Raw genomic sequence first — 19,503 nt, 5'->3', positions numbered from 1 at the left:
GGATCAAACTCTCCAATAAAGTTAGTTTGTCTAGCATCTAAAATAAAAATTGACGTTTCACGTTGTTTGTTTCGTTCAGTTTTCAAAGAACTACTTGGTCGCTCATTTGCGGCTTCCTTATGTTAACATCTTCGTTTTTCGATGTCAACTAAGTTTTTCAATTTCTTTTTTGTCGTTTTCTGCGTTTCCGCATCAGCGACGGTTATTAATATATCATGGTGAAAAATGAAATGCAACACCTTTTATAAACTTTTTTTAAAACTGCCCACATTTCTTTTTTTATATCATATACTTAAACGAAATATCTCTTTCATGTATGAGCAATTCCTACATATATTTTATATAAAGTTACTCTATCAAAAGACGTTTCTTTCTATAATAAGCGTTTTATTCATATAGCATATCATACAAGGAGGAATATATATGGACTATACCGATTTATTAATCAAACTAGGTCTCTCGGCTATTTTAGGATTTGCCATTGGTTTAGAACGCGAATTAAAACGGAAACCACTTGGTTTAAAAACGTGTTTAGTTATTTCTATTATTAGTTGCCTCCTAACGATTGTTTCTATTAAAGCAGCTTATAACTTACCACATACCGATCATATGAATATGGATCCACTTCGACTTGCCGCTCAAATTGTATCAGGAATTGGTTTTTTAGGTGCTGGCGTAATTTTAAGAAGAGGCAACGATAGCATTGCAGGGCTCACGACTGCCGCTATGATCTGGGGTGCTTCTGGTATTGGTATTGCTGTTGGGGCCGGATTCTATATTGAAGCGATATTCGGAATGTGTTTCCTTATGATTAGTGTCGAACTTATACCACTCGCAATGAAATATGTAGGCCCTAGATCATTTCGTCAACGTGATATCGCTGTGAAACTTGTTGTACGAAATATGGACAATATCCCAATCGTAATTGAAGAAATAAAAGAAATGGATATAAAAGTTAAGAATATGAAGCTTAAAACATTAGAAAACGGTTCTCACTATTTACATCTTAAACTGTCCATTGATCAAAAAAGACATACCGCTGATGTTTACTATGCTCTCCAGCATCTTGAAAGTGTCCAACAAACTGAAGTGGAAAGTATGTAACGTAAAACAAACTCTCTTTAATTAGAGAGTTTTTCTTTTTTCTATAATGGCAACAATGAATGTAGTCCTACAAAGTAAGGAGGAATAGGCAATTGAAATCCCGTCCGAATTTAGTAGATACATTTCGTGATTCCATTATTTTTCGTTTAATTTGTTTTATTATTGTACTGACTGCTTTTTCCGGTTTTCTTATACATAGATTAGAACCTTTTCATTTCACTACATGGTTTGACGGAATTTGGTGGTCAATCGTTACCATTTTTACAGTTGGATATGGCGACTTTGCTCCCCATACGACGATAGGAAAACTAATAGGTATAAGTATTATTTTATTAGGAACTGGCTTTTGTTCTTATTATATGGTGCTGTTTGCTACCGAGATGATTAGTAAACAATATATGAAAATTAAAGGTGAAGAAGCCGCTACTTCTAACGGTCATATGATTATCGTTGGCTGGAATGAGCGCGCAAAACATGTTGTAAAGCAAATGCACGTATTACAACCAAACCTTGATATCGTTTTAATTGATGAAACACTTTCTTTACTTCCAAAACCATTTCATCATTTAGAATTTATAAAAGGTTGTCCGCATCACGATCAAACTTTATTAAAGGCTAATATTGCAACGGCACACACCATATTAATAACAGCGGATAAAGAAAAAAATGAAAGCTTAGCGGATACACAGTCCATTTTAAATATTTTAACTGCAAAAGGGCTCAACCCAAACATTCACTGCATCGCTGAACTTCTTACTTCTGAACAAATACAAAATGCAACGAGAGCTGGCGCGTCAGAAATTATAGAAGGAAATAAATTAACGAGCTATGTATTTACCGCTTCTCTTTTATTCCCTTCCATTTCAGGTGTACTATTTTCACTTTACGACGAAATCTCTGATAATAAATTACAACTGATGGAGCTTCCATCGTCCTGCACCGGACAAACTTTTGCCAATTGTAGCTATACTCTTTTAAAGCAAAACATTCTCTTACTAGGTATAAAGCGCGACGAACAATATATGATTAATCCAGTTCATTCCTTTGTTCTCATTGAAAGCGACATACTCATTGTTATTCACCATTAGTAAAATGACGCTCTAATTCTTGCATGAGCACTTTCCCAATATTGATATATTTTCTTTTCACATCTCCATCTGGATCTTTCGGCTCAGCAAATTGATCCATTCCACTTGTTCCAGCTGTTAAAGTATTCACATTATCATCTAGTTCGTCTTGATATACGTGCGAAAGAATATACGGCGTTCCAAGACGAACTATTACGCCTGGTACATCTAGTTCTCCATCAATGGCTGTAAATGGCACTCGTAAAAATTGATACCCATCTTCTTCATCGATTTTGTAATCGAAGCATCCTTTATCATAATCCCAATTACCACCAATGCTATATCCAAGTGGTTTCATAATCTCTTCTAATTTATATAACGCATATGTACGTCCTTCTAAATTTGATTGAATCGGAATCAAGCCCATCCCTCCTAGACTTTTCCTTTAGCATACCCACTTTAGTTTGAATATACTGATGGACTTTTCGATAAAATAATAAAAAGCGACCGGAATCCGGTCGCTTTTTATTATTTTAAACGCTCTTCTAATTCTGCTTTTAATTCTTCAAATCCTGGTTTACCAAGTAAAGCAAACATGTTTTTCTTATATGCTTCTACTCCAGGTTGGTCAAATGGATTCACGCCTAATAAGTAGCCGCTCATCGCACATGCTTTTTCGAAGAAGTATACAAGGTAACCGAATGTGTACTCATTTAATTCAGGAATATTGACGATTAAGTTTGGTACTCCCCCGTCGCTATGTGCAAGTAATGTACCTTCGTATGCTTTTGTGTTTACGAAGTCTACAGTTTCACCAGCAAGGTAGTTTAATCCGTCTAAATCGTTTTCTTCTGATTCGATTGTTAGTTCATGTGTAGATTTACCTACTTTAAGGACTGTTTCAAATAAGTCACGACGACCTTCTTGAACGTATTGACCTAATGAGTGTAAATCAGTTGAGAAGTTTGCTGAAGATGGGAAAATACCTTTTTGATCTTTTCCTTCACTTTCACCAAATAACTGTTTCCACCACTCAGCGAAGTATTGAAGTGCTGGTTCATAGTTAACAAGCATTTCAATTGTTTTTCCTTTATTGTATAAAGCGTTACGAACTACTGCATATTGGTAAGCTGGATTTTCTTCTAGTTCTGATGTTCCGAAGTCATCACGACCAGCAGCTGCACCTTTCATCATCTCTTCAATATTTAAGCCACTTACTGCGATTGGTAATAAACCAACTGGCGTTAATACAGAGAAACGACCTCCAACATCATCTGGAATAACAAATGTTTCGTAACCTTCGTTATCAGCTAATGTTTTTAATGCACCACGCGCTTTATCTGTAGTTGCATAAATACGTTTGCGAGCTTCTTCTTTTCCATACTTTTCTTCTAATAACTTACGGAAGATACGGAATGCTAGTGCTGGCTCTGTTGTTGTACCTGATTTGGAAATAACGTTAATAGAGAAGTCTTTACCTTCTAATACGTCCATTAAATCTTTCATGTAAGTGGAGCTAATGTTTTGTCCAACAAATAGCACTTGTGGAGTTTTACGTTGTTCTTTAGAAAGCGTGTTGTAGAAAGAATGGTTTAACATTTCGATTGCTGCACGTGCTCCTAAGTAAGAACCACCGATACCTACAACAAGTAAAATGTCAGAGTCATTTTTAATTTTTTCTGCGCATTTTTGAATGCGAGCAAATTCTTCTTTGTCATATTGAAGCGGAAGGTCTACCCACCCAAGGAAATCGTTCCCAGCTCCAGTTTTTTCGTGGATTGCGTGATGTGTTACTTTCACTGCATCACGTAAATAAGTGATTTCATGTTCACCGATGAAGGATAACGCTTTAGAATAGTCGAACGTTACATGTGTACTCATCTTTTTCCCTCCAATTATGGATATGTATTTCTGTATTCACTTTAGCGAAACTGAAGTTGTAAATCAAGCGATTCAAACATTGTAAACGTAACCAATATATATTTTTTAGAAAAAGTTCATTTTTTGCATAAAAATTCGCATTTTTCGGTATAGATGTATATACATCTTCTTTCAAACATTTTTTATGTATAAAAACAACATAACTACCCCATTCTATAAAAGAGTTAATTAACTCATCGCTTGCTCATGCTTCACAATTAAGGGGGGCTTTTTCATGAGTACTTTACAACGTATCGCATTAGTCTTTACTGTAATTGGCGCTGTGAACTGGGGACTAATCGGGTTTTTCCAGTTTGACTTAGTAGCAGCCATTTTCGGTGGACAAAATTCAGCTCTTGCACGTATTATTTACGGCATCGTTGGTATATCTGGGCTTATCAACCTTGGTTTACTGTTTAAACCATCTGAAAATCTTGGTACGCACCCAGAAACAAACGAAATTCGATAATCAGTATGTCCTTTCACCTCCGACATACGAATATGATTGCATGCAATCATATTTGCAAATATATATCATAAGATAAAGTAAAAGAGGAACGCTCATATGCGTTCCTCTTTTACTTTGTTAACTCGGACTCTTCAATCCATTCTGCCAACTTTTCTCGCAGCGTATTAAATCCGTTTTCAGATGGGTTCGGTATAAGAATCCTTCCTTGTTTTCTTTTCGCCGCTTTTAACGATAAACTCATTTTTCTGTGCTCTTCATCAATTGAAAGTACCTTTACTTCTACTGTATCGCCGACCTTTAAAAAGTCATGAATATCCTTTACATATCCATTTGTAATTTCAGATATATGCACAAGCCCTTGTGTTTCTGCATCTAACGCTACAAACGCACCGTAATCTTGAATTCCAGTCACTTTCCCTGTTACAACCACTCCTGTTGTATATTGTTCTGACATATGAAACACTCCCATACGTTTACCATTCTCTCTACAATTATAGAGAGCAAAGCAGATATATTTATTTTAAATATCCGATTGGTTAGTACGCATTCTAGATAACGTTATCTAGAATGCGTATACCTTATATTAGTAAATTATACCACTATGACAGAACTCATTCAAAATTCATGAAAAATTTCCCTTAAAGGAGTATAATTATCCAATATTGGGATAGACTACTAACACATGGCTTTCTAGTATTCCCCCCCTTTTATGGACAAAACGTATTACGTTTTGTCCTTTTTTTATTCTCTACAAACCGTTCCATTCTCTTCACTGCTTCCATAAGTTGTTCAAGCGATGTTGCATAAGAACAACGAATAAAACCTTCACCACTTTCGCCAAATACGGTACCAGGGACAACAGCCACTTTTTCTTCCAGCAATAACTGTTCTGCAAATTCCGCTGAAGATAATCCTGTTGAAGATATAGAAGGGAAAACATAAAATGCTCCGCCTGGCACAAGACACGTTAAGCCCATTTCATTGAAAGATTTCGTCATGAAGTTACGACGCTTCTTATAACTATCTCTCATTCGAATCACTTCATCGTTCCCTGCGCGTAACGCCTCAAGTGCTGCAAACTGAGACATCGTCGGTGCACACATCATTGAATACTGATGGATTTTGAGCATTAATTCTGAAAATTGAACAGGAGCTGCAATCATACCGAGACGCCATCCTGTCATCGCAAACCCTTTTGAAAATCCCGAAATTAAAATCGTATGCTCACGCATATTTTTAATACTCGCGAAACTTGTATATACTTCGTCGTATACAAGCTCTGCATAAATTTCATCAGATAATACAATTAGATTGTACTTCTCAACAATCACTGCTATTTCTTCAAGCTCGGATTTATTTAGCATTGCACCTGTCGGGTTATTTGGTGAACAAAGCAAAATCGCCTTTGTTTTCGCTGTAATAACTGCTTCAATCTGTTCTGGTAGTACTTTAAACTCGTTTTCTAAAGTAGTCGCCACAGGAACCGGAACTCCTCCAGCTAATGTCACAAGTGGTGCATAAGAAACGAAGCTTGGTTCAATAATGAGCACTTCATCATCAGGATTTATAATGGCGCGCATCGCTACATCTAACGCCTGGCTCGCTCCAACTGTAACAATGATTTCATCACTTGGGTCATAAGATACTGCAAATTGTTTTTTTAGATACTTTGCTATTTCTTGACGGAGCTCTAATAATCCTGCATTTGCTGTATATGACGTATACCCTTGTTCCAAAGAACGAATACATGCTTGCCTTACATTCCAAGGGGTAACAAAATCTGGCTCTCCTACCCCGAGGGAGATAACACCTTTCATATTTGCTGCTAAATCAAAAAATTTTCGAATACCAGATGGTTTTAAAGATTCTGCTGATCTAGATAGTTCAAATTGCTTCATGGTGTCACCACAATTCGCTTATCATCATCGTCTTTTTCATAAATAACACCCTCATGTTTATACTTCTTCAAAATGAAATGAGTAGTTGTAGAAACGACAGATTCAATTGTTGCTAATTTCTCAGAAACAAACATCGCTACTTCCCCCATCGTTTTCCCTTCTAATGTAATAGAAAGATCATATGTCCCTGACATTAAATAAACGGATTTCACTTCTGAATAACGATAAATTTGCTCAGCAACCGCATCAAATCCAACGCCATGCTTTGGCGTAACTTTCACATCGATCATTGCCGTTAAACCTGTATGTTCTTTCACTTTCGTCCAATCGATATGTGTTACATAATCCACAATAATCTTTTCATTTTCTAATCTCGCAACCATCTTCTTTACTTCTTCTACTTCTATATTTAACAGCTTCGCTAATGTATCTACAGATAATCGACTACTCTTTTCAAGACAAGCTAATAATTCTAATTCTTTTTCTGTCACCATATAAATCATCCTTCCTTTTCGTTTGTGTCTAAATTATACAAATACCCTTTCAAGTTTGAAAAGAAGATTTTTCTATTGAATTATGTCAAAATAAAGTGAAACTTTAATCAGCGGAAAAATGCGGGATAAAGCGAAAGGGGATGGAACCGTGAAACCAAAAGTTTATATTGCTGAACCAGTTCCAACATTTGTAGAAAACTATTTATCAGAACACTGTGATTATGAAAAATGGGATCAAAATGAGAAAGTACCTCGTGATATTCTATTAGAGAAAATACAAGATAAAGATGGGTTATTAAATTTCGGATCTGCTATTAATGAAGAATTACTGACAGTAGCTCCTAACTTAAAAGTAGTGAGCAACATTTCTGTCGGTTACGATAATTTTGATTTACAAGCGATGAAAAACCGAAATGTTATCGGAACAAATACACCATACGTATTAGATGATACAGTAGCTGATCTCGTTTTCGCCCTTATGCTATCAGCTGGGCGCCGCGTTTGCGAACTCGATTCTTACGTGAAAAATGGTGAATGGAACGCTGAAATCGGAAAAGAACACTTCGGACTAGATGTACACCATAGCACAATTGGTATTATCGGTATGGGCCGAATTGGAGAAGCCGTTGCAAAACGAGCAAAATTCGGATTTGATATGAATGTTCTTTACTATAACCGCCGTCGTAAAGAAGAAGCTGAACAAAAATTCGATGCTACATATTGTGATTTACAGACGCTACTGAATCAGTCTGACTTTATTGTTCTTCTTACTCCATTAACAGATGAAACATATCACCTTATCGGAGAAAAGGAATTTTCATTAATGAAAGACACAGCAATCTTCATTAATGCTTCTCGCGGCAAAACAGTAGATGAAAAAGCGTTAATCCATGCTTTAACAGAAAAGAAAATCTTTGCAGCAGGTATCGATACATTTACACAAGAGCCGATTCAAAAAGATAATCCACTCTTATCATTACAAAATGTTGTGACTTTACCACATATCGGATCTGCAACATTAAAAACTCGTCAGCAAATGGCCATGACCGCCGCTGAAAATTTAGTTGCAGGGTTACAAGGAAAAACACCGCCTAATATTGTTCGCGGGTAATACTGAATAAACGAAAGGCAAGATGACATCGTCATCTTGCCTTTTTTTGTTAACATATTTTCTTCTTCCTTGGAGATGATATGAACAAAAATCAATGGAGTGACAAAAAATGAATCATAAATATACTTGTCCTTATTTCACTTTTTCCACTCGCGGCACTACTGTTCATTACGAATTGTATGAACATGATAATAAAACAGAACGTCCTACTTTCATACTCGTTCACGGCTTTTTATCTTCCTCATTCAGTTACCGCCGTCTAATTCCTTTACTATCGAAGGAAGGAACAGTCATTGCTCTTGATTTGCCACCGTTCGGAAAAAGTGATAAGTCTCATCTGTTTAAGTATTCTTATCACAATTTAGCAACGATTATTATTGATTTAATTGAACATTTATCTCTCTCAAACATTGTATTAGTTGGGCATTCTATGGGTGGGCAAATTTCTCTCTATGTAAACCGTATACGTCCTGAACTCATTTCAAAGACGATTTTACTATGTAGCTCGAGCTATTTAGCGCGCGCAACCTTACCTTTACTATACTCTTCTTATTTACCGTTCTTTCATTTATACGTAAAGAACTGGATTATAAGGCGCGGCATTGTTCATAACTTAATGAATGTCGTTCATGATCACTCATTAATTGACGATGAAATGAAAAAAGGTTACTCCGCTCCTTTTTATGACGACCGTATATTTCCCGCTTTAACTCGCATGATACGAGACCGTGAAGGTGACTTATCTTCAACTGAATTACAAAAAATCGAAACACCTATCCTACTCATTTGGGGTGAAAAAGACCGCGTCGTCCCTGTACATGTAGGTCATCGTCTACACAAAGATTTACCGAATTCAAAATTTATTTCTTACGAAAATACAGGACATTTACTACCTGAAGAAAAGCCTGAACATGTTTATGAAGAAATTATCGCTTTTTCCGCGCAATAAAATGAAACTTTAATCAGCCTCCACCTAACTTCTTTGCTTCCGCTAAATTTTGAGGTGAAGGTCTTACTACCCAGCAGATAGCGGGATAATATAAAAAAGGCTGTCGGAAATCCCGACAGCCTATAATGAACAGCTTCCGCCTTCTTTTATTACAAGTAATTCCACAGCTAATTTCTCACATTTTTCAAGCGCAGGTACTTCCTCAAAAGACATAAAGTATATATGTTGAATCTTCTTTGCGATATATTTTGGATCGTCAAACACACTTATGACGCTCACAACATCGCTCGCTTCTGTTTCATAAAACTCCGGTCCCATTTGAAACGGATCCCAATTCTTCACAACCTCTGTCATCTTTTCATATGTACCCATTCGCTTCCCGCCTTTTCACTTTTTAATACTTTTCTTTATCCTATCACATCAGCTATTCTATAAGAAGAGAGAGAACTTTCATAACTTATTGGTTTTACAGAAGAAGGGAGCAAACTTATGCAACTATTTCATAAAGCAATCAATCGACGTGGAACGCATAGTATAAAATGGGATACATATAAAAACGAAGAACTTATCCATGCTTGGATTGCTGATATGGATTTTGAAGTACCAAAACCAATTCAAACTGCCTTAAAACAACGAATCGAACATCCGATTTTTGGCTATACACTTCCTCCCGAAAATATTGGAGATATTATTTGTAACTGGACAAAACAACAATACAACTGGGATATTCAAAAAGAATGGATTGTCTTTAGCGCCGGAATCGTTCCAGCTCTTAGTACGAGCATACAGGCTTTCACCAAAGAAAACGAATCTGTTCTCGTACAACCACCTATTTATCCTCCATTTTTCGAAATGGTCACAACAAACAACAGGCAGTTATGCGTGAGTCCATTACAGAAACAAAATGATACATATGTGATAGACTTCAAGCATTTAGAAAAGCAGTTTCAGCAAGGCATCAAACTCTTGCTTCTTTGTAGCCCTCATAACCCAATCGGACGCGTTTGGACGAAAGAGGAACTTGTGCAGCTCGGATCGTTATGTACTAAATATGACGTAATCGTTGTGGCAGATGAAATTCATTCCGATATCATTTATGCAGACCATACACATACACCGTTCGCTTCCTTATCTGAAGAATTAGCAGAGCGCACTATCACTTGCATGGCTCCAAGTAAAACATTTAATATCGCTGGATTACAAGCGTCGATCATTATCATTCCAAACGAAAAGCTCCGTCATGCCTTTACAGCCATCCAGTATAGACAAGGCTTCCACGGGTTAAATATCTTCGCTTATACAGCAATGCAAAGCGCCTATACAGAATGTAATGATTGGCTAAACGAAATTCGATTATATATAGAAGATAATGCTCAATTTGCTTGTGAATATATTAAAACTCACATACCTGCTCTTTCCGTAACGAAGCCAGAAGGTAGCTTTTTATTATGGATTGATTGTTCTCGTCTAAAGCTTTCTCAAAACGAGCGTACCGCACTACTTGAGGAAAAAGGAAAAATCATCGTTGAACCTGGTGAGAAATACGGGTTAGGTGGCGAAGAACATATTCGAATTAACATCGGCTGTCCACGATCTGTTTTAGAAGAAATTTTAAACAGACTGCGTCATACGTTTTCATAATAAGAAAGGAGTCTGTCCCGAATCATTCTTAGGGCAGACTCCTTTGTCATATTTTGTCGGTAAATCGATATATTTCAAGTTACGGTCGATATATTCCAATAATCGCCGATATAATTTGAGTTACAGTCGATATATTCCAATAATCGCTGATATATTTTCAATTACATTTCACAAAGAAAGCTACCATTCACGGTAGCTTTTACTTTTTCTTCATATCCGATGCTTTTTTTACAATTACGCCACAAGCAATTCGATCCCCTGATTTACCTGTCGGTTGTGTCATACCATCATCAGGGTTTTCTGTAATAATAATAGACGCTCCATCTTTTCTATGAATCGTCGTTTTCCCTTCTTCAAGTGTAATGTGAGGTGCATCGATTTCTGCTTTAATCTTTCCAGAACCATCTGCAACTACGTTCGGTAAATCACCGTTTTCTGCACCCTTCGGATTAAGGAGTCCATGCTTTTTATTATCAGGATTAAAATGATTCCCAGATGATTCAAATCGTGGTGCTTTACACTCACCAATTTCGTGCACATGTATGCCGTGCGGGCCTGGCGTGAAACCTTCCCCTTTAATCTTAATTTTCACTCCGCTTGTTTGCTGAGTTACTTTCGCAGTCCCCACTTCATCACCTGAAGCATTATGTAATTTCACGTCAATTTCTTTCGGCTTTCCTTGGTCACAACCTGCCATCAGAAATAGTAAACAACAACTGAAAAAAAGCCGTTTTTTCATTTTATTCCCTCCAAAATATATTCTGCCCTTAGATTGTCCGAGCATAGAAGGAAACATACAAAAATGAGTTACTGTTTCTTTTCAGCTAATAGTTTTTCTTCAACTTTCTGTAATCGGTCTGCTTCTCTTTTTGATATACGAATAAACATGCGCCACGTGGCAATAGCACCGATAATAAATAGAACGCAAACAATCCCCGGAATAATATATTCTGTTTTATCTTCCGGAAAATATAAAGGCATCATATAGAACACTCCTTATTATAGGATTTATAAAACATCAGAATTTTCTGTTATATTATTTTAAATTATAGTGCAACCTCCCCATATTCTCAAGGGGCGTTCTGAAAACGAAGGATTTCTTTGACTCCTTCCCTCACTTTCCTTACTATAAACTTGAGGTGAAAAATATGAGAGAAACATTTGAAATTGGTGAAATCGTTACTGGTATTTATAAAACAGGAAAATACATTGGTGAGGTTACAAATAGCCGCCCTGGCAGTTACGTCGTAAAAGTATTAGCTGTTTTAAAACATCCGGTGCAAGGTGACTTACATAACGTAAAACAAGCTGACGTACCATTTTTCCACGAAAGACGTGCTTTAGCTTTTCGTGAGCAAACGAACATTCCAGAACAAATGGTGAAGAAATATGAAGGAGAAATTCCGGATTATACAGATTCACTAAAATTAGCATTAGAAACTCAAATGAATTCATTTTCTGAAGATGATTCACCTTTTGCAGAGCGTAGTCTAGAAACATTAGAACAGTTAAAGAAAGACTACAAACTCTAAAAAACAAAACGACCAAATTACATAATGTGCAATTTGGTCGTTACTGTGTGCTCACTTTCTTTAACACTTTTGAAAAATCAACAAGTTCTCCTAATGTTGGAGGTGCTGGTTTTACTAAATACTCTTTATCTTTTTCTACTAGTTTAAAAATGTTGTACGTCGTCATTGCATCATCAAGCGCACAATGATGCTTCCCTGTCCCTACTTTTCCATACGCCTCAATTGCTTTCCATAATCCTGTTTGATTTCTTTCTCCAAAAAACTTCTTATACTCAAGAGATAAATCACGACACTGTCCGAAGAATGGAAAAGCTATCCCTGCCATTTCACAATTATGCTTCAGCACTTTCATATCCATATTTCCCCACGTTACAATTGTCGGTTTACATTTCGTTTCGTATTCTGAAAGCTTCTTAACGAGTTCAGGAAATGAAATCCCTTTATCCACGACTTCTTGTTTTATTCCTAAAAACTTCTTACATCGATCCGTTAAAGAGGGAAATGTTTTCGGCCTAACATGTGATGAATACGTATCTTCTACCTTACAGCCAGCAACTGAAACGAGTCCTACCTCAATAATCTCTGGAAAAAATCCTTTCGGTTTCTTTCTATGCTGGGGCATCGTAAACTCAAAGTCTAAAAATAAAAATCGTTGTTCATCCATACGATCCCTTCCTTATCATTTTTGTCATTCCTTTCTATTTGACACTCCTACACGAACAAGCTCGAATGCTAATTCCATTTTAAATATTCAGATTGGATGTATCTTATATATATGTCAAATGCCCACAAATATTTTAAAAAATAAGAAAAAATGACCTATGCAGAAAATATGACAAAATCTCTCCTTTCATTTACATCCGCCATTTTCCTACTTTATAATGACGTTATGTGTGTTTCTTCTAGAGCATTTTTGACACACTAAGAAAAAGTGAATGAAAGGAGATGAGATTTTTGCACGAAACAACGCAAGAACTCGCTAACTGGCAGTATTATTTTGCTATCGCAGTCTTTTTAATTACATATGCCATTATTATTTCTGAAAAAATTAATCGCGCTGTCATCGCACTTCTTGGTGCAGCACTCATGGTAATTGTGGGGGTCGTCGATTTACATAACGCCTTTACGAAACATATTGAATGGGGAACGATTACGCTACTCATCGGTATGATGATTTTGGTGAACATTACGAGTAAATCAGGTGTCTTCCAATACGTTGCCATTAAAGCAGCAAAAGGGGCACAAGGAAATCCAATTAAAATTTTAATTTCACTTTCCTTACTTACCGCGCTTGGCTCCGCATTTTTAGATAACGTTACAACTGTACTTCTTGTTGTTCCAGTTACTTTATCTATTACGCGCATACTGCAAGTAAATCCTGTTCCTTATTTACTTTCTGAAATTATTTTTTCAAACATTGGAGGAACAGCAACATTAATTGGTGATCCACCTAACATTATGATTGGTTCTGCAAATAAGCATTTAGACTTCAATGCTTTCCTATTGAATCTAGCACCTATTGTAATTATTATTATTGCAGTTACAGCGATAATACTTTACTTCATGTATCGCAAACAATTAATTGCCGATCCTGTACAAGTTAAAAAATTAATGAGCTTAGATGAAAAACAATACATTAAAGACCCAGTATTAATGAAAAAATCTTTAACGGTACTTGGACTTACAATTGTAGGTTTCATGACTCATTCTATTTTCCATATCGATGCCGCTATTATCGCCTTAACTGGTGCTACTGTACTTATGTTAATTGGTGTGAAAGAGCATGAAATTGAAGAAGTATTTGCAAGCGTAGAGTGGGTAACAATCTTCTTCTTCGCAGGGTTATTCGTACTTGTTGGAGGACTTATCGATATCGGTCTTATCAAAATGTTAGCTCAAAAAGTAATTGGTATAACAGGCGGAGATATTTCTTACGCATCCATCCTTATTTTATGGGTATCTGGTATCGCCTCTGCAACAATTGATAACATCCCATTCGTCGCAACAATGATTCCACTTATTAACGATATGGCAGTTGGGCTAGGCTTATCACCATCTGACGCACAAATCGATGTATTATGGTGGGCATTAGCACTAGGTGCTTGTCTGGGCGGAAACGGAACATTAATCGGAGCTTCTGCTAACGTAATCGTTGCAGGTATCGCGAGCCGCGAAGGACATAAATTTAGTTACATGGACTTCCTAAAAGTCGGTTTCCCAATTATGATCGTTTCATTAATCATTTCTCACATTTATATTTATTTACGCTACCTTATGTAGTAGAAAAAGCGCTCTGATAATCAGGGCGCTTTTTTACTTATAGCTACTTATCAACAAAAATGAAAAATCTACTCTTTATATCTCACCGGTTCATTTCGAATAATAAATAAGTGAATCGGTAAGAACACCGAAAATGTGATTACATGAATAATCGTAAATAATATAGAGTTCGTTCCGTATCTGTCTAAAATAGCGTAGATAAGATAAATGGACAATACAATCGATACAGCTGTTGCTAGTAAACTTATAATTGGTACGAAATTAAAAATGAAACATGCAACATATATGCCGAATACTTTCCACCCTGCTTCTTCTTTCAAAAAATCTGGTAATTTATCTTTCGCTAAGTCCCCCCACGTCTTACTATTCAAAAACGGAATAAACGCAAGCACCCCGTCCGTTGCACCATCATTTTTCGCCATCGAATAAAGTGCAAAAGCCGTTAACAAATATGAAATAATTGCCCAAATCAATATAACAAGAATAAACGCAAAACTAAGAGCAAAGAAACCTGCTAGTACGCCTTGATCCTCCATCTTATCCTCTCCTCTCTACTTTCAACATATTTCATTACATTGCAAGTTATGTTTTAAAATTTATCCAAACTCTTTGTATAATAAGAGAAGAAAGAGAATAAGAGAGGAGAAACACGTATGCATCCATTTGTAAAAGCATTACAAGAGCATTTTACAGCTCATCAAAATCTTGACAAAGCAGAACCTATGGCTCGTTATATGAAAAATCACTTCCCATTTCTAGGTATTCAAACACCGGAAAGACGCCAATTATTAAAAGACATCATTCAAATACATACTCTCCCAGATAAAAGAGACTTCCAAATTATCGTACGTGAACTTTGGGACTTACCAGAACGTGCATTCCAAGCGGCTGCACTTGATATTATGCAAAAATATAAAAAGCATATAAACGAAACACATATCCCCTTCTTAGAAGAATTGATTGTAACAAAATCTTGGTGGGACACTGTCGATAGCATCGTACCTACATTTTTAGGTAATATCTTTTTGCAACATCCAGAATTGATTTCTACCTATATCCCAAAATGGATTGCATCAGATAACATTTGGTTACAACGTGCCACTATTTTATTCCAACTCAAATATAAACAAAAGATGGATGAAGAACTTCTTTTCTGGATTATTGGACAACTACATTCTTCAAAAGAATTTTTCATTCAAAAAGCAATTGGCTGGGTCCTTCGTGAATATGCAAAAACAAATCAGGACGTAGTTTGGGAATACGTGCAAAACAATGAGCTCGCTCCATTAAGTAAGCGTGAAGCAATTAAGCATATTAAGCAAAATTACGGAATAAATAATGAAAAAATAGGCGAGACTCTATCATAGATAGACGCGTTCCTCTATTGAGATTTAAAAAAGAACGTGTTAGAATATGTTCATTATTATTAATATAAGTAGCGATGACGGACTTATAAGTACTTGCATAAAAAGCGATTCAGGGATAGTGAAAGCCTGAAGACGCAAGGAAACGGCAGTCTCGAGCAATACATGATAAAGTGGATGCACCTTTTGTGTATCAACTAGGGTGGAACCGCGGGCAAACGCTCGTCCCTAGGCAAATAAGCCTTGGGATGAGCGTTTTTTTTATGTTCCTTTTAGCATATACTGCTCGTTTCCAAAGTATCAGAGTATGTCATCGCCAATACGTTAACTTTCAAAAGGAGGATTTTCTTATGTATTCAATGGAACAAGTTGTAAACTTAGCGAAACATCGCGGTTTTGTTTTCCCTGGTTCTGAAATTTACGGTGGTCTTGCAAACACTTGGGATTACGGTCCACTTGGAATCGAATTAAAAAATAATGTTAAAAAAGCTTGGTGGAAAAAATTCATTCAAGAATCTCCACACAACGTTGGTTTAGACGCAGCTATTTTAATGAACCCTAAAACTTGGATCGCTTCTGGTCACGTTGGTAACTTCAACGATCCAATGATCGACTGTAAAAAATGTAAAGCTCGTCACCGTGCTGACAAATTAATTGAGGATGCTTTAGATGCAAAAGGCATCGAAATGGTTGTTGACGGTCTTACTTTCGACCAAATGGCTGACTTAATGAAAGAACATGAAGTAAAATGTCCTGATTGCGGTAGTGAAGAATTTACTGAAATCCGTCAGTTCAACTTAATGTTCAAAACATTCCAAGGTGTTACAGAGTCTAGCACAAACGAAATCTTCCTTCGTCCTGAAACAGCACAAGGTATTTTCGTAAACTTCAAAAACGTTCAACGCTCTATGCGTAAAAAGCTTCCATTTGGTATCGGCCAAATCGGTAAGAGTTTCCGTAACGAAATCACACCTGGTAACTTCACATTCCGTACACGTGAATTTGAACAAATGGAACTTGAATTCTTCTGTAAGCCTGGTGAAGATTTAGAGTGGTTTGCATTCTGGCGTGAAACTTGTAAAAACTGGTTACTTTCACTTGGTATGTCTGAAGAGAGCATGCGTCTTCGTGACCACGGTGAAGAAGAGTTATCTCACTACAGTAATGCAACAACTGACATTGAATTCAAATTCCCATTCGGTTGGGGCGAACTTTGGGGCGTTGCATCTCGTACAGACTTCGACTTAAAACGTCACATGGAACACTCAAACGAAGACTTTAACTATATCGATCCACAAACGAATGAGCGTTACGTACCATACTGCATCGAGCCATCTTTAGGCGCAGACCGCGTAACATTAGCATTCTTATGTGATGCATATGAAGAAGAGCAATTAGAAAACGATTCTCGTACAGTTCTTCGTTTCCACCCTGCTTTAGCACCATACAAAGCAGCTATCTTACCATTATCTAAAAAGCTATCTGAAGGTGCTACTGAAGTATTCGCAGAATTAGCTAAAGACTTCATGGTAGACTTTGATGAAACTGGTTCTATCGGTAAACGTTACCGTCGTCAAGACGAAATCGGTACACCATTCTGTATCACATACGACTTCGACTCAGTTGAAGACAAAGCTGTTACAGTACGTGACCGTGACACAATGGAACAAGTTCGTATGCCAATTAGCGAACTAAAAGGTTTCTTAGAGAAGAAAATCCAGTTCTAATTATAAGAAAAAGAGGCTGCTCATAAGAGCGCCTCTTTTTTATTTTTCACGTTTTTCTTTAATTGCTACTGTACATCTTGATATACATAGTAAATCATCATTTTCATCAATAATGCGAACATCCCAAACCATTGTCGATTGTCCTCTATGTATTGGTGTTCCAATCGCTGTTACAATTCCATCTTTCTTTGAGCGAATGTGGTTCGCATTAATTTCTAATCCGAAACAAATACATTTTTCTTGATCAATTAAATTATATGAACCAACACTTGCCACTGTTTCTGCTAATGCAACCGATGCACCACCATGTAAAAATCCAAATGGCTGATGCGTACGCTCATCAACAGGCATCGTAGCAACCACCTTATCTTCTGTCATCTCTAACAACTCAATTCCAAGTGAATCCATTAAAGTTTTTGCCATATCGCTTCCCCCTTCTCTTACTTTAATTAAATGTATAATTTTACCTATTTATTTTCAAACTACTTATAACACTTATATAAGGAGGCTTCACCTAAATGAAACAGAAATTTTGTATATTACTGCTTATGTTCTCCTTGCTGACTATTGTACCAAATTGTGCAATAACAGCCAAAGCATCTAACCTGACAATCGATGTTAAGACTGTAACGCAAAAAGGTAAGAAACCTTATATAGAATATCAAATAAACAGGCCTTCTTTTCACGAATTTTCTGACTCTAAATTTCAAAATAAACTCAATTTATACTACAAAAAATCCACTGACAAATTTAAAACCAAATTAGAAAAAGAAGCAAAAAAATATTATAAAGAGACAGAAGGATCTAGTACACCATTTCATCCGTACGTAGCAAATGTTGATTATAAAGTCTCTTTAAACAAACCACCTTTTCTTAGCCTATATGTGAATTACTATCAATATACTGGTGGAGCACACGGTCTTTATACGTGGAAGGCAAATACATTCGATTTAAACGAAAAAAAGGTACTGCACTTAGACGATTTATTTGAACAAAAGGATAAATATAAAGATGTAATCCGTGCGGAGATTGTACGACAAATTAAACAAAATGAAAGCATTTATTTTCCTGATGCAACTGAAAAAGTAATGAGTATGAAAAAATTCCACTTCTTTTTAGAGCCAGACAATCTCGTCATTTATTTCCCTTTATATGAGATTGCTCCCTATTCAAGTGGAATTCCGCAATTTCGTATTCCATATACGTTGCTAAGAGACTATTTAAAGCCTTCTTATCAAAATATTTTGATTGACAACAAGTAAATATTTTCGCTACGATAATGTTAACCTAAAAACAACAGGAGGTTAACATTATGAGAAGATTTCATGTTTTAGATTTAGCATTAGCTGCCATGTTCGTTGCTCTTATGGCAATCGGTGCAAATATTGTATCTTGGGCACCATTCCTTCAAGTAGCAGGCATCCCATTATCTATGCAACCATTTTTCGCAATTTTAGCAGGTCTTCTTCTTGGAAGTAGACTTGGTGCCTTATCCATGACTGTATATATGCTCGTTGGCGTAGCCGGCGCACCAATCTTCGCTAACTTCAAAGCTGGATTTGGAGCACTTTTAGATCCTACTGGTGGTTTTATTATCGCATTTATTATCGTTGCTTACGTATCCGGAAAACTAGTAGAACAAAAAGAAAGACCAACATTCATTACATTTGCAGTTGCCTCTTTCACAGGAATTATTTTAACTTATATAATCGGTACTACTTACATGTACGGGGCAGTCAATCTCTTTATGGGCGGTAATATGAGCTATAAAGCTGCTTGGATGATTATGATGTGGTTTGCAGTAAAAGATATTGCATTTACAATTATCGGTGCTATTATCGCACCTCGCATATATTATGCTGTGCGTCGTTCTGCTTATCAGCATTCTCATTCGACGATTTCATAATAAAAAAATGAGTTATTTCAGTATACTGAAATAACTCATTT

Annotated in this window: 23 protein-coding genes; 12 read left to right on the top strand and 11 right to left on the bottom strand. The window is 36.4% G+C overall.

Annotated features, from left to right (window positions below; all coding sequences use genetic code 11):
• The first annotated feature begins 423 nt into the window (after positions 1–423).
• Positions 424–1,104, top strand: a complete 681-nt coding sequence (locus ACS2CR_RS24525) for an MgtC/SapB family protein (RefSeq protein WP_000386676.1) — start codon at positions 424–426, stop codon at positions 1,102–1,104.
• Positions 1,105–1,196: 92 nt separating this feature from the next.
• Entirely contained in the window at positions 1,197–2,192 is a 996-nt protein-coding gene (locus ACS2CR_RS24520; protein WP_016110869.1) for a potassium channel family protein, read from the top strand.
• On the opposite strand, the gene ACS2CR_RS24515 is transcribed toward ACS2CR_RS24520, so the two are convergent.
• Positions 2,179–2,592: a YugN-like family protein gene (locus ACS2CR_RS24515; RefSeq protein WP_000612334.1), complete on the bottom strand. Its 414-nt coding sequence runs from the start codon at positions 2,590–2,592 to the stop codon at positions 2,179–2,181. The two genes, ACS2CR_RS24520 and ACS2CR_RS24515, sit on opposite strands and share 14 nt — an antisense overlap.
• A 107-nt stretch (positions 2,593–2,699) precedes the next feature.
• The gene (locus ACS2CR_RS24510; protein ID WP_000103658.1) at positions 2,700–4,052 is read right to left on the bottom strand and encodes a glucose-6-phosphate isomerase; all 1,353 of its coding nucleotides are present in this window, start codon (positions 4,050–4,052) and stop codon (positions 2,700–2,702) included.
• Between the two features lie 274 nt (positions 4,053–4,326).
• On the opposite strand from ACS2CR_RS24510, the gene ACS2CR_RS24505 reads away from it, so the two are divergent.
• Entirely contained in the window at positions 4,327–4,560 is a 234-nt protein-coding gene (locus ACS2CR_RS24505) for a DUF378 domain-containing protein (RefSeq protein ID WP_000105788.1), read from the top strand.
• 109 nt (positions 4,561–4,669) lie between these two features.
• Here the strand turns inward: ACS2CR_RS24505 and yugI are convergent, their stop codons facing one another.
• The 3 genes from yugI to ACS2CR_RS24490 all read right to left on the bottom strand — a co-directional run bounded on the left by yugI (position 4,670) and on the right by ACS2CR_RS24490 (position 6,952).
• On the bottom strand, positions 4,670–5,014 hold the full coding sequence (yugI, locus tag ACS2CR_RS24500; RefSeq protein ID WP_000003764.1) for a S1 domain-containing post-transcriptional regulator GSP13: 345 nt from the start codon (positions 5,012–5,014) through the stop codon (positions 4,670–4,672).
• Positions 5,015–5,267: 253 nt separating this feature from the next.
• Complete coding sequence (locus tag ACS2CR_RS24495; protein WP_153602745.1) at positions 5,268–6,458, bottom strand: aminotransferase; 1,191 nt, start codon at positions 6,456–6,458, stop codon at positions 5,268–5,270.
• A complete protein-coding gene (locus ACS2CR_RS24490; protein ID WP_000255696.1) occupies positions 6,455–6,952 on the bottom strand; it encodes an Lrp/AsnC family transcriptional regulator in 498 nt (165 codons plus the stop codon). The genes ACS2CR_RS24495 and ACS2CR_RS24490 overlap by 4 nt, the downstream gene beginning before the upstream one ends.
• A gap of 118 nt (positions 6,953–7,070) precedes the next feature.
• Here ACS2CR_RS24490 and ACS2CR_RS24485 point away from each other — a divergent pair, with 118 nt between their 5' ends.
• Both ACS2CR_RS24485 and ACS2CR_RS24480 read left to right on the top strand, forming a co-directional pair.
• Positions 7,071–8,063, top strand: coding sequence for a 2-hydroxyacid dehydrogenase (locus tag ACS2CR_RS24485; protein ID WP_002005894.1), 993 nt, complete (start codon positions 7,071–7,073; stop codon positions 8,061–8,063).
• 109 nt (positions 8,064–8,172) lie between these two features.
• Positions 8,173–9,012 (top strand): alpha/beta fold hydrolase, encoded by an 840-nt coding sequence (locus ACS2CR_RS24480; RefSeq protein WP_001015858.1) that lies wholly within the window; start codon positions 8,173–8,175, stop codon positions 9,010–9,012.
• 120 nt (positions 9,013–9,132) lie between these two features.
• Here the strand turns inward: ACS2CR_RS24480 and ACS2CR_RS24475 are convergent, their stop codons facing one another.
• Positions 9,133–9,384 carry a YugE family protein gene (locus ACS2CR_RS24475; protein ID WP_053514388.1) on the bottom strand — a complete coding sequence of 84 codons (252 nt, stop codon included), beginning with the start codon at positions 9,382–9,384 and terminating at the stop codon, positions 9,133–9,135.
• Between the two features lie 117 nt (positions 9,385–9,501).
• On the opposite strand from ACS2CR_RS24475, the gene ACS2CR_RS24470 reads away from it, so the two are divergent.
• Positions 9,502–10,653, top strand: a complete 1,152-nt coding sequence (locus ACS2CR_RS24470) for a MalY/PatB family protein (RefSeq protein ID WP_001175817.1) — start codon at positions 9,502–9,504, stop codon at positions 10,651–10,653.
• A 199-nt stretch (positions 10,654–10,852) separates the two neighbouring features.
• Here ACS2CR_RS24470 and sodC read toward each other — a convergent pair whose 3' ends face one another.
• Together sodC and ACS2CR_RS24460 are read right to left on the bottom strand one after the other, a co-directional pair.
• The gene (gene sodC / locus ACS2CR_RS24465; protein ID WP_000746503.1) at positions 10,853–11,392 is read right to left on the bottom strand and encodes a superoxide dismutase [Cu-Zn]; all 540 of its coding nucleotides are present in this window, start codon (positions 11,390–11,392) and stop codon (positions 10,853–10,855) included.
• Between the two features lie 68 nt (positions 11,393–11,460).
• The gene (locus tag ACS2CR_RS24460) at positions 11,461–11,637 is read right to left on the bottom strand and encodes a hypothetical protein (RefSeq protein ID WP_000982755.1); all 177 of its coding nucleotides are present in this window, start codon (positions 11,635–11,637) and stop codon (positions 11,461–11,463) included.
• Between the two features lie 164 nt (positions 11,638–11,801).
• On the opposite strand from ACS2CR_RS24460, the gene ACS2CR_RS24455 reads away from it, so the two are divergent.
• Positions 11,802–12,185 (top strand): kinase-associated lipoprotein B, encoded by a 384-nt coding sequence (locus ACS2CR_RS24455; RefSeq protein ID WP_001209340.1) that lies wholly within the window; start codon positions 11,802–11,804, stop codon positions 12,183–12,185.
• A 40-nt stretch (positions 12,186–12,225) separates the two neighbouring features.
• On the opposite strand, the gene kapD is transcribed toward ACS2CR_RS24455, so the two are convergent.
• A complete protein-coding gene (kapD, locus tag ACS2CR_RS24450; RefSeq protein ID WP_000344358.1) occupies positions 12,226–12,849 on the bottom strand; it encodes a 3'-5' exonuclease KapD in 624 nt (207 codons plus the stop codon).
• 290 nt (positions 12,850–13,139) lie between these two features.
• On the opposite strand from kapD, the gene ACS2CR_RS24445 reads away from it, so the two are divergent.
• Entirely contained in the window at positions 13,140–14,465 is a 1,326-nt protein-coding gene (locus ACS2CR_RS24445; protein ID WP_000545231.1) for an ArsB/NhaD family transporter, read from the top strand.
• Positions 14,466–14,533: 68 nt separating this feature from the next.
• Here the strand turns inward: ACS2CR_RS24445 and ACS2CR_RS24440 are convergent, their stop codons facing one another.
• Positions 14,534–15,001 (bottom strand): hypothetical protein, encoded by a 468-nt coding sequence (locus ACS2CR_RS24440; protein ID WP_000390061.1) that lies wholly within the window; start codon positions 14,999–15,001, stop codon positions 14,534–14,536.
• 117 nt (positions 15,002–15,118) lie between these two features.
• Here ACS2CR_RS24440 and ACS2CR_RS24435 point away from each other — a divergent pair, with 117 nt between their 5' ends.
• Together ACS2CR_RS24435 and ACS2CR_RS24430 are read left to right on the top strand one after the other, a co-directional pair.
• Entirely contained in the window at positions 15,119–15,832 is a 714-nt protein-coding gene (locus ACS2CR_RS24435) for a DNA alkylation repair protein (protein ID WP_153602746.1), read from the top strand.
• Positions 15,833–16,179: 347 nt separating this feature from the next.
• A complete protein-coding gene (locus ACS2CR_RS24430) occupies positions 16,180–17,556 on the top strand; it encodes a glycine--tRNA ligase (protein WP_000287147.1) in 1,377 nt (458 codons plus the stop codon).
• A gap of 39 nt (positions 17,557–17,595) precedes the next feature.
• Here the strand turns inward: ACS2CR_RS24430 and ACS2CR_RS24425 are convergent, their stop codons facing one another.
• On the bottom strand, positions 17,596–17,979 hold the full coding sequence (locus ACS2CR_RS24425) for a hotdog fold thioesterase (RefSeq protein ID WP_001140612.1): 384 nt from the start codon (positions 17,977–17,979) through the stop codon (positions 17,596–17,598).
• A gap of 95 nt (positions 17,980–18,074) precedes the next feature.
• Between ACS2CR_RS24425 and ACS2CR_RS24420 the strand changes: the two genes are divergently transcribed.
• On the top strand, positions 18,075–18,818 hold the full coding sequence (locus ACS2CR_RS24420; RefSeq protein WP_000810318.1) for a DUF3298 and DUF4163 domain-containing protein: 744 nt from the start codon (positions 18,075–18,077) through the stop codon (positions 18,816–18,818).
• A 50-nt stretch (positions 18,819–18,868) separates the two neighbouring features.
• On the top strand, positions 18,869–19,462 hold the full coding sequence (locus ACS2CR_RS24415) for a biotin transporter BioY (protein ID WP_016118807.1): 594 nt from the start codon (positions 18,869–18,871) through the stop codon (positions 19,460–19,462).
• The last annotated feature ends 41 nt before the right edge of the window (positions 19,463–19,503 follow it).

Source organism: Bacillus cereus group sp. BceL291, from assembly GCF_051776705.1.
GTDB lineage: Bacteria > Bacillota > Bacilli > Bacillales > Bacillaceae_G > Bacillus_A > Bacillus_A cereus.
The sequence above is the reverse complement of the archived record's forward strand: the minus strand, read 5'-3'. Positions and strand labels throughout refer to the sequence as shown.

What these genes read in the sequence shown, in the direction of transcription:
- ACS2CR_RS24415 (WP_016118807.1), top strand. Translation starts at nt 18,869, where the DNA reads ATGAGAAGATTTCATGTTTTAGATTTAGCATTAGCTGCCATGTTCGTT.
- ACS2CR_RS24510 (WP_000103658.1), bottom strand. Translation starts at nt 4,052, where the DNA reads ATGAGTACACATGTAACGTTCGACTATTCTAAAGCGTTATCCTTCATC.
- ACS2CR_RS24480 (WP_001015858.1), top strand. Translation starts at nt 8,173, where the DNA reads ATGAATCATAAATATACTTGTCCTTATTTCACTTTTTCCACTCGCGGC.
- ACS2CR_RS24420 (WP_000810318.1), top strand. Translation starts at nt 18,075, where the DNA reads ATGAAACAGAAATTTTGTATATTACTGCTTATGTTCTCCTTGCTGACT.
- ACS2CR_RS24475 (WP_053514388.1), bottom strand. Translation starts at nt 9,384, where the DNA reads ATGGGTACATATGAAAAGATGACAGAGGTTGTGAAGAATTGGGATCCG.
- ACS2CR_RS24425 (WP_001140612.1), bottom strand. Translation starts at nt 17,979, where the DNA reads ATGGCAAAAACTTTAATGGATTCACTTGGAATTGAGTTGTTAGAGATG.
- ACS2CR_RS24460 (WP_000982755.1), bottom strand. Translation starts at nt 11,637, where the DNA reads ATGATGCCTTTATATTTTCCGGAAGATAAAACAGAATATATTATTCCG.
- ACS2CR_RS24470 (WP_001175817.1), top strand. Translation starts at nt 9,502, where the DNA reads ATGCAACTATTTCATAAAGCAATCAATCGACGTGGAACGCATAGTATA.
- ACS2CR_RS24485 (WP_002005894.1), top strand. Translation starts at nt 7,071, where the DNA reads ATGCGGGATAAAGCGAAAGGGGATGGAACCGTGAAACCAAAAGTTTAT.
- ACS2CR_RS24440 (WP_000390061.1), bottom strand. Translation starts at nt 15,001, where the DNA reads ATGGAGGATCAAGGCGTACTAGCAGGTTTCTTTGCTCTTAGTTTTGCG.
- ACS2CR_RS24455 (WP_001209340.1), top strand. Translation starts at nt 11,802, where the DNA reads ATGAGAGAAACATTTGAAATTGGTGAAATCGTTACTGGTATTTATAAA.
- ACS2CR_RS24525 (WP_000386676.1), top strand. Translation starts at nt 424, where the DNA reads ATGGACTATACCGATTTATTAATCAAACTAGGTCTCTCGGCTATTTTA.
- ACS2CR_RS24495 (WP_153602745.1), bottom strand. Translation starts at nt 6,458, where the DNA reads ATGAAGCAATTTGAACTATCTAGATCAGCAGAATCTTTAAAACCATCT.
- sodC (WP_000746503.1), bottom strand. Translation starts at nt 11,392, where the DNA reads ATGAAAAAACGGCTTTTTTTCAGTTGTTGTTTACTATTTCTGATGGCA.
- ACS2CR_RS24435 (WP_153602746.1), top strand. Translation starts at nt 15,119, where the DNA reads ATGCATCCATTTGTAAAAGCATTACAAGAGCATTTTACAGCTCATCAA.
- yugI (WP_000003764.1), bottom strand. Translation starts at nt 5,014, where the DNA reads ATGTCAGAACAATATACAACAGGAGTGGTTGTAACAGGGAAAGTGACT.
- kapD (WP_000344358.1), bottom strand. Translation starts at nt 12,849, where the DNA reads ATGGATGAACAACGATTTTTATTTTTAGACTTTGAGTTTACGATGCCC.
- ACS2CR_RS24430 (WP_000287147.1), top strand. Translation starts at nt 16,180, where the DNA reads ATGTATTCAATGGAACAAGTTGTAAACTTAGCGAAACATCGCGGTTTT.
- ACS2CR_RS24505 (WP_000105788.1), top strand. Translation starts at nt 4,327, where the DNA reads ATGAGTACTTTACAACGTATCGCATTAGTCTTTACTGTAATTGGCGCT.
- ACS2CR_RS24490 (WP_000255696.1), bottom strand. Translation starts at nt 6,952, where the DNA reads ATGGTGACAGAAAAAGAATTAGAATTATTAGCTTGTCTTGAAAAGAGT.